The sequence below is a fragment of the Parvularcula mediterranea genome, assembly GCF_013085255.1.
GTDB classification, from domain to species: domain Bacteria; phylum Pseudomonadota; class Alphaproteobacteria; order Caulobacterales; family Parvularculaceae; genus Parvularcula; species Parvularcula mediterranea.
This window is the reverse complement of the sequence record NZ_JABFCX010000003.1, coordinates 721,769-735,859: the sequence shown is the minus strand read 5'-3', so window position 1 is coordinate 735,859 and position 14,091 is coordinate 721,769. Positions and strand designations below refer to the sequence as shown.

Below are 14,091 nucleotides of genomic sequence, written 5' to 3'. Positions count from 1 at the left end.
GCTGTTCCTTCAGGAATGGCGGGCCTTGTCCATTTTAAGGGGGCGCTTCTCGCATAGGCTGAAACTGGAGCTGCGGGTTCATCCAGCGGTTTCTCTCGCCAGAACAGCTGTCTGCGTTACGCAAACCTAATCGTTATAATATTGTGTTCAGTATGTTCTCGAGCCGCTCGGCCCGTAGAGTAGAGCCGGGCCGGGAAGGACAGCTGTTGTCCCGGTGGAGCAGGATAAGGACCTGAGATTTGGGGCGCGAGCAAGCGACCGCAGGATCGACCAAGGCACGCGGGGCGTTTATCGCCGCCCTCGTAGCCACGGCTGTGCTCGCCTTCGCGGCGGTGGACCTTGTGCTGTCTGCGATCACGCCGCTCTCTGCTGACATCGGTCCGAGGCGCGAAGGGCCTGCGGCCCAGGTCCTCGATGCAGATCTTTCGGCGCTGCAGCGCGCGAACATCTTCGAAGGCGCCCCTGAGAGTGAAGGCGCTGTCCTCGTTCAGGAAGAGCTTCCCGTGACGACGCTGAGGCTGAAACTCATTTCCGCGTCTCCTTCGGTGGGTGGGGTCAGCACGGCGATCATCGAGACCCCCGGCGGCAAGCAGGAGGTCTTCGAAGAGGGCGAGCAGGTCGTGCGCGGCGCGGTTCTCGATAAAGTCGAGCTTTGGCGCGTCATCCTCCGCCGGAACGGCAGGCTTGAGCGCCTTCTCCTCGACAACCGACCCGAGATGCCGAGCGATATCCCCGTGCTGGGCGAGGGCGATGCAACGCCAGAGGGTGAGCCGTCCGACCAGCAAGCTTCAGGACCGAGGACGCTGGGTGAGATTTTCGGGCCATCCAATCCGCTCCTCGCCGCCGCGAAAGCGCGGCCCACTGACATTCCGCTCGCCATCAATGGCGAGCCCCTTCCCGAAGACGGCGCCGCCATGCAGCGCGTCATGCAGCAACTCCAGACGGAAGGGTCCCTGATCCTCACCGTCAACCGCGATGGCGGGGAGGTCGATCTTTATGTCGAGCTTCCCGGCGATATCGAGTTTTGAGGCCTATCATGCGTAGACTGATCGCCAGCCTTCTCGTCTCCAGCGCTCTTGCGCTGACCCCCGCTGCCGCGCAGCCGGGTCGCGTGACACTGAATTACGAGAACGCCGAACTCCGGGTCGTGGCGGCGGAGATCGCTGACCGGACGGGTTATCAGTTCGTCCTTGATCCCCGTATCTCCGGCCGGGTCAATATCATCTCGCCCGCGGGGATGACGCTTTCGCCTGAAGAGGTGTTTGAGGTCTTCCTTGCGACCCTTCAGGTCAACAATTTCACGGCCGTGCCCGCGGGTGACCGGATCTACAAGATCGTGCCGATCGATCAGGGTGCCCGCGACGGCGGCCCTGTCGGCAACAGCGATATTCAGGGCGGGACGACCACGCGGATCTTCCCCCTCGACAATATCGACGCACGCAGCACGGCAGGCAGCCTGCGCGGTGTTGTCGGGCCTCAAGGGCTGATTATTCCGATTGCGGAGAGCAATTCGATCGTCGTCGTGGACAATGGCCGCAACCTTGAGCGGGTGGCGGAAATCCTGAGGACGATTGATGTTGATGATACGATCCTCCGTACCGTGACGCTGGAGAATGCTGATGCGACGTCTGTGGCGACGGCGCTGCGGGAAATTCTTCAGAACACGGCCAACAATCAGAATCAGGGCGGGGGCGTTCAGGTTATCCCGAGTGTCGGGACGAACCAGGTGATCCTTCGCGGATCTCCGAACCAGGTTGCGCGTGCCGTGCCGATCGTCCGTGAACTCGACAGGGCAGGCGGCGTGCGCGGCAATTTCGATGCGATTTATCTGAACCATGTCGATGGTGAGGAGCTGGTGCCAATCATCACCCAGCTGATCGGCGGAACCGCTCCGGGTCCTGATGGAGCTGCGCCGCGTGCAGCGGCGGGTGGCCCGGTCGTCACCTTCCATAAGCCGACCAACGCGATCCTCGTCAACGCTCCGCCGGAAGCTCAGCGCACGATCCGCCAACTCGTCCAGCGGCTCGACATTCGCCGCCCGCAGGTGATGATCGAGGCCATTGTGGTCGAGATCGCCAACAACACGGCGCGTGAGCTCGGCGTGCAATATCTCTCAGGCGGCGACGGGCTTCCCGTGTCCGCTGCAACCTTCACCGACACGCGACCAAACCTTTTGTCTGCAGCCGGAGCAGCGTTCTTCCTCACCGAGCAGGACGGCACCCGCGATGTGACGACGATCACCGATGGCGGCAACGTGGTGGTGAGCCAGGAGGACGATGTCGACAATGATATCGCTGCGATCTCAGGCCAGCTGGTGACGGCGGCGGTCTCTGATCTTCTTTCCTTCAATGGCTTCGTGACGGGCTTTGGTGACGTGACCGAGGATGGCGGCGTCTACGGCGTTCTCCTGTCGGCCATCAAGTCCGATAGCCGCTCGAATGTTCTGTCCACGCCCTTTACCATGGCGCTCGACAACACGCCGGCTCGGCTGCAGGTCGGCCAAGAGATACCGGTCGTCACTGGCGAGGCCGTCGGCACGGACTTCCAGGGCGGGTTCCGTAACATCGAACGTCAGGATGTGGGCACGATCCTCGAGGTGACGCCCCAGATCAATGATGGTGACGCGGTCACGCTGAAGATCAAGCTGGAAGTCAGCTCACTGACGGCCTTCACGGCGCAGTCGGATAGCCCGATCCTCCAGAAATCCGTGACCGAGCAGGAGCTTGTGGCGGACAATGGCCAGATCATCGTGATCGGCGGCCTTGTCGACAATGACCAGCGCAACACCGAGACCAAGGTGCCGCTGCTTGGCGATATCCCGCTGCTCGGCAACCTCTTCAAGGGGCAGAGCCGCGCGGAAGAAGAAACGACGCTGATGGTCTTCCTGCGGCCGACGATCGTCCGCGATGCTTCGGACGCTAACGCTGTGACAGCGCGGAAGTACGACTTCGCGGCGCAGCGCCAGCTGCGCGCCGAGCGCCGGGATGAGGGGCCATCGCGGCTTGAGCGGCTCAACGACACCATCCTAGGCACGGGAGAGATCCCGGAGGCGCCATGAGCGAAACCGAAGCCCTCAAGCCTGAAGCCCCGCGCTTCGCCTATGCCTTTGCCAAGGAGCAGGGCCTGATCATTCTCGATACGGAGGATGGTGAGGCCGTGATCGGACAGCGTGAGGGCAGCGAACCCGTGCCGCCCATGGTGATGGTCGAGGCACGCCGTGCGGCCGGACGTCCTGTGCAGTTTGAGACGCTGTCTCAAAAGGTGTTCGAGCGGCGGCTTTCAGAGATCTACTCTGTCGAGGGGCTGTCCGCTGCGACCTTTGAGGAAGAGGATGGTCACGAGGATCTTTCTTCGCTGGCGGAGGGGTTGCCTGAGACCGCTGACCTTCTCGATACGGAAGATGATGCGCCAGTCATCAGGCTGATCAACGCGTTGGTTGCCGAAGCGATCAAGACACGGGCGTCGGACATCCACGTCGAGCCCTATGAAACGGCGCTCTCTATCCGCCTACGGATCGACGGTGTCCTGCGTGAGGTCCTGAGCCTGCCGCCCAAACTGACGCCTGTGCTGATCAGCCGGGTGAAGGTCATGGCGCGGCTTGATATTGCCGAGAAGCGCATTCCTCAGGACGGCCGGATCAGTCTCGCCATGGGCGGACGGCTTGTCGACGTGCGGGTCTCGACCCTGCCGAGCCGGTTTGGCGAGCGGATCGTGATGCGTCTCCTCGACAAGGAGCAGGCGCAGCTGGACCTCGATGCCCTCGGTATGCCGGAGGATTTGCGTCACCGGTTTGAGCAAGTGCTCCGTAAGCCGAACGGTGTGATCCTCGTCACGGGCCCGACGGGTTCAGGTAAGACGACGACGCTCTACGCAGCGCTGACGCTGCTCAACGATCCGGGGGTGAATATCCTCACCGTTGAAGACCCTGTTGAATATGCGCTGGAGGGCGTCGGGCAGACTCAGGTGAACAACAAGGTCGGGATGAGCTTCGCCACCGGCCTCCGCGCCATCCTTCGTCAGGACCCGGACATTGTGATGGTCGGTGAGATCCGTGACGTCGAGACGGCGCAGATTGCGGTGCAGGCATCGCTGACGGGTCACCTCGTCCTCTCGACGATCCACACCAATTCCGCCATCGGCGCGGTAACGCGACTGAGGGATATGGGTGTTGAGCCGTTCCTCCTGTCACCGACGATTGCCGGCGTCCTTGCTCAGCGTCTGGTGCGCAGGCTGTGTGAGGCTTGCAAGGAAGGCCATGCGCCGGACAAGGTCGAGCGCGATATGATCGGCATACGGAAGGGCGAGGTTGCGGAGATCTATAGGCCCAAGGGTTGCCCTGCCTGCAACGGCACGGGCTATGAGGGCCGGGTCGGCCTCTACGAGCTGGTCGTGGTCGGTGATCGCCTTCGCAAGCTGATTCATGATGATGCCGGCGAGCAGGAGATGCGCGCCGTGGCGTTCCAGGATGCGCCGACACTGGCGCAGTCTGGCTACGCCCATGTGCTCGCAGGGCGGACATCGATTGAGGAGGTCCTGCGCGTCGTGCAGGAAACCGAAGGGCCGTGACGACCTTCCGCTACGAGGCGATGACCGCTGAGGGCAAGAAGACCCGCGGTGTCATCGAAGCAGATAGCCTTCGCCGTGCACGGAGGGACGTCGCTGCGCGCGGCCTCACGCCAATCTCCGTAGACGAAGCGAAGGCGCGGGAGCTTTTCTCGATCCGCCGTGGCCCGCCTGCGCCAAAGAAAGCAGACGTCATCGCCGCGACAAGGCAGCTTGCGACGCTCATCGAAGCAGCCATGCCCGTCGAAGAAGCGCTGCAGGCCGTGGCCCAGCAGATGGAGGGGCAGGAGGTCGCCCGTATCCTGACTGCCGTCCGCGCACGGGTGATTGAAGGCTGGCGCATGAGCCGGGCGCTCGGTGAGCATCCCAAGGCCTTCTCCGGCCTCTATCGCGGGATCGTGGCGTCGGGTGAGACGTCGGGTGACCTCGGAAAGGTGCTGGCACGTCTCGCGGACATGCAGGAGCGCAACCAGCAGATGGCCCAGAAGGCGCAGCAGGCGCTCATCTATCCCATCTGCATCTTTGTGGTGGCCATCGGTGTCGTCTGGGGACTGATGGAATTCGTCGTGCCGCGCATGGTCGAGCAGTTCCAGCGCATGGACGGGGTGGAGCTTCCGCTCCCGACCAAGATCGTCATCGCGACATCGGATTTCGTCGGAGCATGGGGTTGGCTCCTAGCGCTGATCCTTGTCGCTTCGGGCGCAGCGTTCTGGTGGGCGCGCAGGCAGCCCAAGTCACGGCTCAGCCTCGACCGTATGCTGCTGAAGGTGCCTGTCGCTGGGAAGCTTAACCGGGAGCTCGATGCGGCGCGGTTCGCGCGGACGCTCTCGACGCTTTTTGCAGCGGGGGCGCCGCTCCTCGAAGCCCTCGAAGGCGCGCGGAACACGCTGACGAATGCCTATATCCGTCAGGAGATCGGCACGGCAGCCAACAGCGTCCGGGAGGGTGCAAGCCTCGCCGTGGCGATCCGCAAGGCTGCTGTCTTCCCGCCGATCATGGCTTCGATGATCGCCGCCGGAGAGCGCTCAGGCGCGCTGCCAGACATGCTGGCACGGACAGCGACCCAGATGGAGAACGGCTTCGAAACAGCGACGGCGACGGCCTTGCGTCTTCTTGAGCCTGCGGTGATCGTGCTGCTTGGCTTGATCGTCATGCTCATTGTTCTATCGATCATGCTACCGATCCTTCAGATCAACAACATGGCCATCGGGTAGGGTGCGAAGATGACGAACAGACAGAAAAAACAACGTGGTGTGACCCTCGTCGAGCTGATGGTGGTGATTGTCATCATTGGCCTCATCTCGGGCATCGTCGTGTTCAACGTGCTTCCTGCTGCCGACAAGGCTGCGGTTTCGACGGCGCGGACGGACATCAAGCGGATCGAGACAGCGCTGACCCAGTACCGCCTCGATAATCAAAGCTATCCGACCCAGGCGCAGGGGCTCAATGCGCTGGTCGAGATGCCGCGCGGCCTTCGCAGGCCCGAGCGTTACCAGACCGGCGGCTACGTCCAGCGCTTGCCGGAAGATCCCTGGGGCAACCCATACGTCTACGTCTTCCCGGGGGAGTTCGGTGAGTTCGACATCGTCTCCTACGGCAGGGACGGTAGCGCCGGCGGGGAGGGCCTCGATGCCGACATCGGCTCCTGGCAGAACTGAAGCCGGCGTCACGCTGGTTGAGCTTCTCGTCGTCATGCTGATCATCGGCATGGCGGCAGGGATGGTCCTGTTCGCCATCCCGAATGAGCCGTCCGCCCTCGGACAGATTTCTCAGCAGCTCGAGCGCGATGTCGCCGCCCTGCGCGATCAGGCGGTCGCCGAGAGCGCGCACTATGCCGTCGATATCTCGCCTGAGGGCTATGGCATCTATCGGGCCGAGGAGGGGCAGTGGGTGCTCCTCGCTGCGCGGGCGGTGCCGTCGGTCGTTGGGTTCGAGCTGACGTCGCAGGAGGCCTTCGCCCTGCCGGAGCATCGGGAGGACATCTTGCTCGGTCTTCCGTTCACGGAGGAAGATGAAGGGGCTTTCGATCCCGAAATCCATTTTGCTCCCGATGGCAGTGTCACCCCCTTTGCCGTGAAGCTGGGGCAGGGGCGCCTCAAGACCGTGATCAGTGTCGATGCCTTCGGCCGGATCGTGGAGGTTGATGATGCGTAACCAGAAGGGCCTCACCCTCATCGAAGTGCTGGTCTCGCTCGTCGTCCTCTCGACGGTCGTTGGGTCGATCCTTGTGCTGATGAGCCAGCAGACCCGGCAGGCTGCGAGGCTTGAGGAGCGGATGCTGGCACGGATCGCGGCGGAGAATGCGCTCACGGCGTTCGTCATCGCAAAGAAGGAACAAAACGCGCCTGATGTTCAGGGCGATATCGCTGTCGGCGATCTCGGCTTCCGTTTCGAGATCGACCGCGAAGCTGCGCCGCTTCAAGGATATGAGCTTGTGCGCGCCGATGTGCGCAAGGCGCGCGACGGGCAGGTGCTTGCCAGTCTGACAACCCTGCAGAAATCGCAAGTGGCGCCCACTGATGAATGAGCGCGGCGTCACTCTCATCGAGGTTCTGATCGCGCTCGGGATCTTCGCGGCAGTGAACGTCATCGCCGTGACGGCATTCAGCATCGCCGCCAATGGCTCGCGTCAGCTCGAAGAGGTCTCCGACCGGATCGCCGCGATGGAACGCTTCAGGGGTGTTCTGCGTGCGGATCTTCACCAGCTTGTCGAGCGGCCTGTCTGGGAAGCGGAAACGACGCGCCCGCGGCCTTCGCTCATGGGTGGTCCGGTCCTGGAAGAGGTGATAGGCGACGATGGCTTCGAGCCGCTCCTAGCCCTTGTGCGCTCAGGCTGGGCCAACCCCGGCGCTGCCGAACCGCGCGCCGAGGTGCAGGCCGTCACCTATATCTGGGCAAACGGCCAGATCATCCGCCGTACACGACCCTTCCTCGATGCGGATATCCGCACGCCTTTTCAGGACGACGTGCTCGTCGACGGCGCGCGGGATGTCGAGATCGCTTTCCGTATCGGTGGGCGCTGGGAGGAGGATGCCGGACGGAGCGCGAACCCGGGCGACAGGCCCCTCGCGGTACGGCTCACCTTCACCCATGACGTCTACGGAGAGATGGAGCATGTCTTCCTCCTCGGAGGGACGCTATGAGGCGGGAGAAGCAGAAAGGCGTTGCGCTCCTGACGGTGCTGCTGCTCGTCGCGACCATCGCGGTGCTGGCGGTGGCTATGACGGAGATCATGACCCGCTCCCTCGGCAGGGCTGCAGCCGGTGAAGCGCGGGATCAGGGCTTCTGGGCGCTGGCAGGCCTCGAAGCCGCGGCGATCGGCTACCTCGAAGAGCAAGGCGAGGCCATCGACCAACCGGTCTCGCCGCTGTTCCAACAGCCGGTGGTGCTCCCCTTCGAAGGCGGCACGGCCACGATCTCCTTCTCGGAGCGCAGCAACTGCTTCAACGTCAACGATCTCGTGGCCCGCTCCGAGGACGAGGGCGGCTACGTCACCGATCAGGCCGCTGGAGGACGCTTTGCCGACCTTGTGGAGGCCGTAGGCGGCAGCAGAAACGCGGGCCAGCAGCTGGCGGCGAGGATCGCCGACTTCATCGACGCCGATGACGACCCCAATGCTAGCAGCCAGGACGATTACGACTACCGCCGCCGCGAGGTGCCCTACCGCACGGCCAGCACGCTCCTCGCATCTGTCAGTGAATTAAGGGCGATTTCCGGATTTTCGCGAGATGTTTATAGGCCTCTGGCAGGCTATCTCTGCGCGCTTCCGACGGACGAGGTCCAGATGCTGAACGTCAACACGCTGACCCCTGAAGACGCCCCGCTTTTGAAGGCGGCGGCGGGCGATGCGCTGACCATGTCCGGGGCCATGCAGATCATCGCCCAGCGGTCGCCAGCGGGCTATGACGACGTCTCGGCGTTCCTGGAGCAGCCCCTTCTCGCAGGCCGTGACCTCCCAAGCGACATGTCCACCATGCTGACGACCAAGAGCAATCACATCGAGATGGAGATCGTCGTCCAGACCGCTGCGGGCCGCCTGCGTCAGGTGAGCCGCATCTCCCGCGCGGATGGCGAGCCGATCGTCATCGAGCGGCGTATCGGGGAGCGCCTGCCATGAGCTTCATCATCCTTCTCGATCCTCACGACAGCGCGAAGACCTTCGCGTGGTTCGATCGCGTCGCGGGTGAGGAGGGCGGGTCAGCCGCACTGACCTCCCTCGCCGAGCGGATCGCTAGCCAGTCCAAAACGTCCGTCTGCCTCGCGCTTCCCGGCGAAGCGGCCATGACCCGTAGCTTGCCGCTTGCCATGAAGAGCCAGCGCGATGTTCGGCGCGCGGCATCGCTTGCTTTCGACGACCAACTCGCAGCGCCGATGGATGATCGGCTGCTTGCCTTTGCCGATGAGGGAGAGGGGCGGAAGCTCGTCTCTGCCATCCCTGCCGACCTCCTGCGCGACGGCCTCGCAGCGGCCGAAGCTGCGGGTATCGAACCCGATGTCATCACGGTCGACCACGCCCTTCTTCCAAGCAATGAGAACGGATCGAGCATCCTTGCGCTCGGTGACCGCGCGGCTGTGCGGACACCGGAAGGTGCGTTTACGTCGGAAGCCGACTTTGCCTCCGGCCTCGCGGCAGAGGCCCGGCCTGTCTCGCTAGCTGACTTATCTGTGGACGGAGCGCCCAACTTCCGCGAAGGTCGCTTCGCCCGGAGACGGCAGCTTCCGAACCTTCGTCCTTATCTAATGGCGGCTTCGCTGCTCCTCGTGGCAGGCGCGGTATTCCTTTTGGGCAGCTTCCTAGAAGGCGTCCGCTATTCCCGTGCTGCGACGGTCGAGCGTCAGGCTGCAGAGCAGAACTTCGCGCGGGCGTTCCCCGGTACGCCGATCCTCGACATGGAGCGGCAGATTCGTAGTCGTGAGAATAGCCGTCAGGGTTCTGATTTTCTCCCCCTCTCGGCCATTCTCGCCGATGCGCTGGCTACACAAGAGTCGACTGCGCTTTCGAGCCTCACCTATTCGTCCGAGGGCGAACTGACGGCTGAACTCACCTTTGCGTCCTTCCCGGACCTCGAGGCCCTGAAGGGTATCCTCGAGGCCCGCGGCGTCGCGGCGGAGGAGGGAAGCGAGACGCGCAGCGAAGACGGTGTCCTGACCACCCGCCTGTTCCTGAGGAGCGCCGCATGATCGAGCAGCTCAAGAACCTCTCCCAACGCGAGCAGCTGATGCTTGGCGGCCTCGGGGTGCTCGTTGCGCTCCTGGTCTTGGTCTACGGCGTGATCTCGCCGATCCTGAGCTTCGAAGCTGGCGCGACCCGCGACTATCGCGATGCCCGCAGGCTTTCCGTGATCACGTCTGATCTCGAGGCCCCCGGGGTCGAGAGCGCCGATGACAGGGCCCTGCGCTCCGTCGTTACCCAGATGGCGGACCGTCGGCAGCTTAAGTATACACGGGTCAATCAGACTGCGGATGGCCAGCTGCAGGTAGACATGGAAGGCGCTCCTTACGCAGCCTTTTTCGCTTGGCTCCAGCAGCTGGAAGACGAAGCCGACATTGTCGTCTCCTCCGCCTTCGTGGCTCCGGGCGAGACCGCTGCCACCGTCGAAGCGCGCGTCACGCTCGTCAGGCAGGAGGGCTAGGCCATGCGGATTGCAATGATCCTTGTCGGTGTGGTGGTCTTCCTCGGCGTCCTCGTTGCAAGGCTCCCCCTTGCGATGGTCGTTGACCGGATCGAGGCGCCTGTCGAATACCAGTCCGTAGGCGGAACGCTGTGGCAGGGCCGTGTGACGGGGCTCAAGGTCAAGGACGAAGAGGTCGGCGACGCGGAGTTCGGGCTTCGCTTCATCCCGCTCCTGATGGGCAGGGCAGACGCGGCCGTGTCGCTTCGCGGGAAGGGCATCAACGGGATCGGTGATGTCTCGTTCAATGGGAAGAGGCTGGTCATCGAGGATGCGACGGGTACGGCGGATCTCAGCCGCTTCGGCCTGATCGACGTTTTCGGCCAATCCCTGCGCGGCAGTCTCGATGCTACGATCGACAGGGTCGCCCTGACGGCGGATGGTTGCGAGGCCGCCGACCTCGAAGTGTCGACCGATGCCCTCAACCGAAGCCTTGGCGTCTATGCCAGCGGTGGGTTGGAGCTGACTGGCAAGGGGCGCTGCGACGGCGATGTCCTCGTTATCCCGCTTGAGGGCGGGAATGACGATCTCCTGATCGAAGCAGAGCTCCGACTCGAGCCCGGTGGCCGTTACCGCTCCGTGCTCTCGGTGGTTCCGATGCAGCCCGAATTCGGCCAGTTTCTCGCAGGCGTCGGCTTCCGCAAGGACGGCCCCGCCTACGTCACTGAACGCACAGGTACGATAAGGTCCGCCCTATGATGATCAGGTCAGCGCTTTTCCTCGCAGGAGCCGTCACGCTCGCGGCCTGTGCTTCGGCGCCTTCGACAGGGGCGAACAAGGCCACTTCGGCACCTCCCCGGATCGAGACCGAGGCGCCCGATCCCGATCCTCTGCGCGCGGCATCCATCCCCAGCGGCCGGTGCGGCATGATCCTCTGGACGAAGTCGGGAAGCAGGACACTTCCGATCTTTCGGTCGCTCGATAATCTTCAGGCTACGATGCAGATCGAGGGCGACGAAGTGTCGCTCGACTTGCAGGAGGAGGCCGGAGAGCTGCGCCTCGGCATGCGGTCGGAACAACTTTATGCAGTTGCAGACGAGGCGCGGGCTGGCTCAAGCGTGGAAACAAAACTCACGTGGGGTCAGACATTTCCGGGCGGTTCCTACATTTCAGGTGGAACAATCACGCTAACTGGCGCTGATGGATGGCAACGGATCCTGCCCGTCGCTGGTATTGCCGGGTGCAAAGCCTGACGATTTTTGCTCAGGAGAGGTCGGAGCTTTTAGAGAAGTCCCCATGACGGACCACAAAGCGCACGATCACGTCCACCATCATGGTTGCGTCCATGGTGCCGCCCATCACGGCGATGGCAGCGGCAAGCGACTGGCAGGCGCCTTCTTTGTCATTGCTGCTTTCGCGGTGCTCGAAGTCATCGGCGGGGTCATCTCGGGTTCCCTCGCGCTGATCGCTGACGCCGGGCACATGATCACGGACGCGGCTGCGCTGGGGCTCGCATTTAGTGCCCAGTGGCTGGCAGGCAAGCCGGCGACGGACCGCTTCCCGTTCGGCCTGAAGCGTGCCCAGGTCCTCGCTGCGTTCATCAACGGCCTCGCCCTGATCGGGATTGTCGCATGGCTTCTTTTCGAAGCTGTCGAACGGATCGGTAGCCCGACAGAGATCGATGCGCCGCTGATGCTCACGGTCGCCGCCGTTGGGCTTCTTGCGAACATCGTGGCCTTCGTGATGCTGCATCCGAGCTCTGGCGACAACGTCAATGTGCGCGGGGCGATGCTGCACGTGGCTGCGGACATTTTCGGGTCAGTGGCGGCCATCATCTCGGCACTCGTCATCATGTCGACGGGCTGGCTGGTGATTGATCCGATCCTGACGCTGGCGGTCTGTGCCCTCATCCTGCGCTCGGCCATCCCGCTCATCCGCGAGACCGCGACGATCCTGATGCAGGCCGCGCCGTCCTCCGTGACCGAGGGCGAAGTCCGCAAGGTCCTGACGACCTCAGCGCCTGTCCTCGACGTCAGCCGGGTCCGAGCATGGCAGCTCACCCCCGGCGAGACCTTCATGTCGCTTCAGGTCACGATCCCCAACAACGCTCAGGCCGATGAAGTCCTCCCCGCCGTGAAGGAGCTCCTCCACGACCGGTTCGGGGTGATGCAGTCGACGGTCGAAGTGGAAACGGCGGACGTCGTCGCGCTGCGCCGGGATATCTCGAACACCGAGGACAGGGCCGAGCGGGTCAAGACCTGACGCCCGGCCTCTGATCGGCTCAGATTTTGGTCATGTCCGGCACAAGGGCCTTCTGGGCGGCCTCAACGATCTCAGCCGGATCATCGATCACCACGAGCGACTGGCGCAGGCCCGGATAGGCGAAGCCCTCGTCGCAGATATGGTCCACGAGTTCGATCAGCGGCTTCCAGTAATTGTCGATGTTGGCGAGGATGATTGGCTTCTTGTGGAGCGACAGGCTCGACCAGGAGAGGACCTCGACGACCTCCTCCAAGGTGCCGATCCCGCCGGGCAGCACGCAGAACGCGTCGCTCTCCTCGAAGAGGCCGATCTTTCGTTCGTGCATCGTCTCGACCTCGCGGCTCTCGATATTGTCGAGGAGGCCCTCCTGGTCCTGGAGGAACTTCGGGATGATGCCGAGCACCTTGCCGCCAGCGTCGCGGGCTGACCGCGCCGACTCGCCCATCAGGCCTTGCTCGCCGCCACCGAAGACGAGCCGCAGGCCAGCCTTGGCAATGGTTTCGCCCACGGTATGCGCGGCCTCGCGGTAGATGTCCTGCCTGCCGAAGCGGCTGCCGCAATAGACGCAGATGGACTCGAGCTTGTGGGCCATGGGGTTCCTTTCAGTATGTCGCTGGGACGGATGGTTCTTGCAGGTCGTGTGCGCCCGTAGCAGAACAAGAGGCTAGGGCAGCAATCCTGTCAGGGGGTTACCTTCACATGCGCATTATCGGCATTGCAATCCTGCTCGTCGCCATCGCTTTCGGCGGCTGGTATGCCTTCAATAACAAGGACAAGCTGCCGATCGATATCGGCCAGACCGAGGAAGAAGTCGAGCAGGAAGCGCTGCCTGGCGTCATTCCTCCGACCTTCGACATCGTGCGGGTGACCCGTCAGGGCTTCGCCACCGTGGCTGGCCGCGGGGAGCCTCTTGGCCGGATGGAGCTGCTGGCGAACGGTGCCCCCATTGCTGAAGAGCCGATCGGTTCTGACGGTACTTTTGCGATGGCCGTGGACACGCCGCTTGCCGCTGGTCCGGTTGAGCTGAGCCTCAAGCAGACCACCAAGGACGGCATGGTCATCCTCGGTGAGGAGACCGTGATCATCTACGTGCCCGATGCGGGCGGCGATGGTCCCGTGGTCCTGAGGACGACGCCCGGCGGATCGACGGTGGTGCTGCAGCGCTCCGCCCCGCGGGACGAGAGCCTTGGGCCGCTCTCGATCGAGACCATCGATTATGACCGCGACGGCAACGTCATCCTTTCCGGCCGCGCCGAACCCGGTTCGATCGTCCAGATCTTCGCCAATGGCGCACCGCTGGCGGAGACCCAGGCCGACGGGAATGGCTACTGGTCCGTCTCTGGCAGCCTCGCTGAGGGCCGCTACACCCTCCAGATCATCCAGCTCGACGATGAAGGCCGGCCGAAATACGCCATCGAGGTGCCCTTCGAGCAGGCGAGCCGCGAGGACATCGTCTTCCGCGATGGGAACGTCATCGTGCAGCCGGGCAATAATCTCTGGGTCATCGCCCGCCGCGCTTATGGCGAGGGCGAGCAGTACACGGTGATCTACGAGGCCAATCAGGACCAGATCCGCGATCCTGACCTCATCTATCCCGGCCAGATCTTCCGCGTTCCTGACGACGAGGAAGAGGATCAAGGCGAAGAGCAGTAAG

The 14,091-nt window shown here is 63.4% G+C and carries 16 protein-coding genes; 15 read left to right on the top strand and 1 reads right to left on the bottom strand.

The window, feature by feature from the left end; translation table 11 throughout:
* Positions 1 to 239: 239 nt before the first annotated feature.
* The 14 genes from HK107_RS12350 to HK107_RS12285 are packed head-to-tail and all read left to right on the top strand — an operon-like array spanning position 240 to position 12,437.
* Positions 240 to 1,028: a type II secretion system protein N gene (locus tag HK107_RS12350; protein ID WP_173200222.1), complete on the top strand. Its 789-nt coding sequence runs from the start codon at positions 240 to 242 to the stop codon at positions 1,026 to 1,028.
* Positions 1,029 to 1,036: 8 nt separating this feature from the next.
* Positions 1,037 to 3,058: a type II secretion system secretin GspD gene (gene gspD, locus HK107_RS12345; protein ID WP_173200220.1), complete on the top strand. Its 2,022-nt coding sequence runs from the start codon at positions 1,037 to 1,039 to the stop codon at positions 3,056 to 3,058.
* Complete coding sequence (gspE, locus tag HK107_RS12340) at positions 3,055 to 4,566, top strand: type II secretion system ATPase GspE (protein WP_173200218.1); 1,512 nt, start codon at positions 3,055 to 3,057, stop codon at positions 4,564 to 4,566. Before gspD ends, gspE begins: the two co-directional genes overlap by 4 nt.
* Positions 4,563 to 5,777: a type II secretion system inner membrane protein GspF gene (gene gspF, locus HK107_RS12335; protein ID WP_173200216.1), complete on the top strand. Its 1,215-nt coding sequence runs from the start codon at positions 4,563 to 4,565 to the stop codon at positions 5,775 to 5,777. Before gspE ends, gspF begins: the two co-directional genes overlap by 4 nt.
* A 9-nt stretch (positions 5,778 to 5,786) precedes the next feature.
* Entirely contained in the window at positions 5,787 to 6,221 is a 435-nt protein-coding gene (gspG, locus tag HK107_RS12330; RefSeq protein WP_173200214.1) for a type II secretion system major pseudopilin GspG, read from the top strand.
* Positions 6,193 to 6,717 (top strand): prepilin-type N-terminal cleavage/methylation domain-containing protein, encoded by a 525-nt coding sequence (locus tag HK107_RS12325; RefSeq protein WP_173200212.1) that lies wholly within the window; start codon positions 6,193 to 6,195, stop codon positions 6,715 to 6,717. The genes gspG and HK107_RS12325 overlap by 29 nt, the downstream gene beginning before the upstream one ends.
* Complete coding sequence (gene gspI / locus HK107_RS12320) at positions 6,710 to 7,090, top strand: type II secretion system minor pseudopilin GspI (RefSeq protein WP_173200210.1); 381 nt, start codon at positions 6,710 to 6,712, stop codon at positions 7,088 to 7,090. Before HK107_RS12325 ends, gspI begins: the two co-directional genes overlap by 8 nt.
* On the top strand, positions 7,083 to 7,706 hold the full coding sequence (gene gspJ, locus HK107_RS12315; RefSeq protein ID WP_173200208.1) for a type II secretion system minor pseudopilin GspJ: 624 nt from the start codon (positions 7,083 to 7,085) through the stop codon (positions 7,704 to 7,706). Before gspI ends, gspJ begins: the two co-directional genes overlap by 8 nt.
* On the top strand, positions 7,703 to 8,680 hold the full coding sequence (gspK, locus tag HK107_RS12310; protein ID WP_173200206.1) for a type II secretion system minor pseudopilin GspK: 978 nt from the start codon (positions 7,703 to 7,705) through the stop codon (positions 8,678 to 8,680). Before gspJ ends, gspK begins: the two co-directional genes overlap by 4 nt.
* Positions 8,677 to 9,744 (top strand): type II secretion system protein GspL, encoded by a 1,068-nt coding sequence (gene gspL / locus HK107_RS12305; protein WP_173200204.1) that lies wholly within the window; start codon positions 8,677 to 8,679, stop codon positions 9,742 to 9,744. Before gspK ends, gspL begins: the two co-directional genes overlap by 4 nt.
* The gene (gene gspM, locus HK107_RS12300) at positions 9,741 to 10,196 is read left to right on the top strand and encodes a type II secretion system protein GspM (protein ID WP_173200201.1); all 456 of its coding nucleotides are present in this window, start codon (positions 9,741 to 9,743) and stop codon (positions 10,194 to 10,196) included. The genes gspL and gspM overlap by 4 nt, the downstream gene beginning before the upstream one ends.
* Positions 10,197 to 10,199: 3 nt before the next feature.
* A complete protein-coding gene (gene gspN, locus HK107_RS12295; RefSeq protein WP_173200199.1) occupies positions 10,200 to 10,934 on the top strand; it encodes a type II secretion system protein N in 735 nt (244 codons plus the stop codon).
* Positions 10,931 to 11,428 (top strand): hypothetical protein, encoded by a 498-nt coding sequence (locus tag HK107_RS12290; RefSeq protein ID WP_173200196.1) that lies wholly within the window; start codon positions 10,931 to 10,933, stop codon positions 11,426 to 11,428. The genes gspN and HK107_RS12290 overlap by 4 nt, the downstream gene beginning before the upstream one ends.
* Positions 11,429 to 11,471: 43 nt before the next feature.
* Positions 11,472 to 12,437: a cation diffusion facilitator family transporter gene (locus HK107_RS12285; protein WP_173200194.1), complete on the top strand. Its 966-nt coding sequence runs from the start codon at positions 11,472 to 11,474 to the stop codon at positions 12,435 to 12,437.
* Positions 12,438 to 12,456: 19 nt separating this feature from the next.
* Here HK107_RS12285 and HK107_RS12280 read toward each other — a convergent pair whose 3' ends face one another.
* Complete coding sequence (locus HK107_RS12280) at positions 12,457 to 13,029, bottom strand: LOG family protein (protein ID WP_173200192.1); 573 nt, start codon at positions 13,027 to 13,029, stop codon at positions 12,457 to 12,459.
* A gap of 107 nt (positions 13,030 to 13,136) precedes the next feature.
* Between HK107_RS12280 and HK107_RS12275 the strand changes: the two genes are divergently transcribed.
* Positions 13,137 to 14,090, top strand: coding sequence for a LysM peptidoglycan-binding domain-containing protein (locus HK107_RS12275; RefSeq protein WP_173200190.1), 954 nt, complete (start codon positions 13,137 to 13,139; stop codon positions 14,088 to 14,090).
* Position 14,091: the final 1 nt, after the last annotated feature.

What these genes read in the sequence shown, in the direction of transcription:
- gspN (WP_173200199.1), top strand. Translation starts at nt 10,200, where the DNA reads ATGCGGATTGCAATGATCCTTGTCGGTGTGGTGGTCTTCCTCGGCGTC.
- gspI (WP_173200210.1), top strand. Translation starts at nt 6,710, where the DNA reads ATGCGTAACCAGAAGGGCCTCACCCTCATCGAAGTGCTGGTCTCGCTC.
- gspM (WP_173200201.1), top strand. Translation starts at nt 9,741, where the DNA reads ATGATCGAGCAGCTCAAGAACCTCTCCCAACGCGAGCAGCTGATGCTT.
- HK107_RS12325 (WP_173200212.1), top strand. Translation starts at nt 6,193, where the DNA reads ATGCCGACATCGGCTCCTGGCAGAACTGAAGCCGGCGTCACGCTGGTT.
- gspL (WP_173200204.1), top strand. Translation starts at nt 8,677, where the DNA reads ATGAGCTTCATCATCCTTCTCGATCCTCACGACAGCGCGAAGACCTTC.
- gspD (WP_173200220.1), top strand. Translation starts at nt 1,037, where the DNA reads ATGCGTAGACTGATCGCCAGCCTTCTCGTCTCCAGCGCTCTTGCGCTG.
- gspK (WP_173200206.1), top strand. Translation starts at nt 7,703, where the DNA reads ATGAGGCGGGAGAAGCAGAAAGGCGTTGCGCTCCTGACGGTGCTGCTG.
- HK107_RS12290 (WP_173200196.1), top strand. Translation starts at nt 10,931, where the DNA reads ATGATGATCAGGTCAGCGCTTTTCCTCGCAGGAGCCGTCACGCTCGCG.
- HK107_RS12285 (WP_173200194.1), top strand. Translation starts at nt 11,472, where the DNA reads ATGACGGACCACAAAGCGCACGATCACGTCCACCATCATGGTTGCGTC.
- HK107_RS12280 (WP_173200192.1), bottom strand. Translation starts at nt 13,029, where the DNA reads ATGGCCCACAAGCTCGAGTCCATCTGCGTCTATTGCGGCAGCCGCTTC.
- gspE (WP_173200218.1), top strand. Translation starts at nt 3,055, where the DNA reads ATGAGCGAAACCGAAGCCCTCAAGCCTGAAGCCCCGCGCTTCGCCTAT.
- gspG (WP_173200214.1), top strand. Translation starts at nt 5,787, where the DNA reads ATGACGAACAGACAGAAAAAACAACGTGGTGTGACCCTCGTCGAGCTG.
- HK107_RS12275 (WP_173200190.1), top strand. Translation starts at nt 13,137, where the DNA reads ATGCGCATTATCGGCATTGCAATCCTGCTCGTCGCCATCGCTTTCGGC.
- gspJ (WP_173200208.1), top strand. Translation starts at nt 7,083, where the DNA reads ATGAATGAGCGCGGCGTCACTCTCATCGAGGTTCTGATCGCGCTCGGG.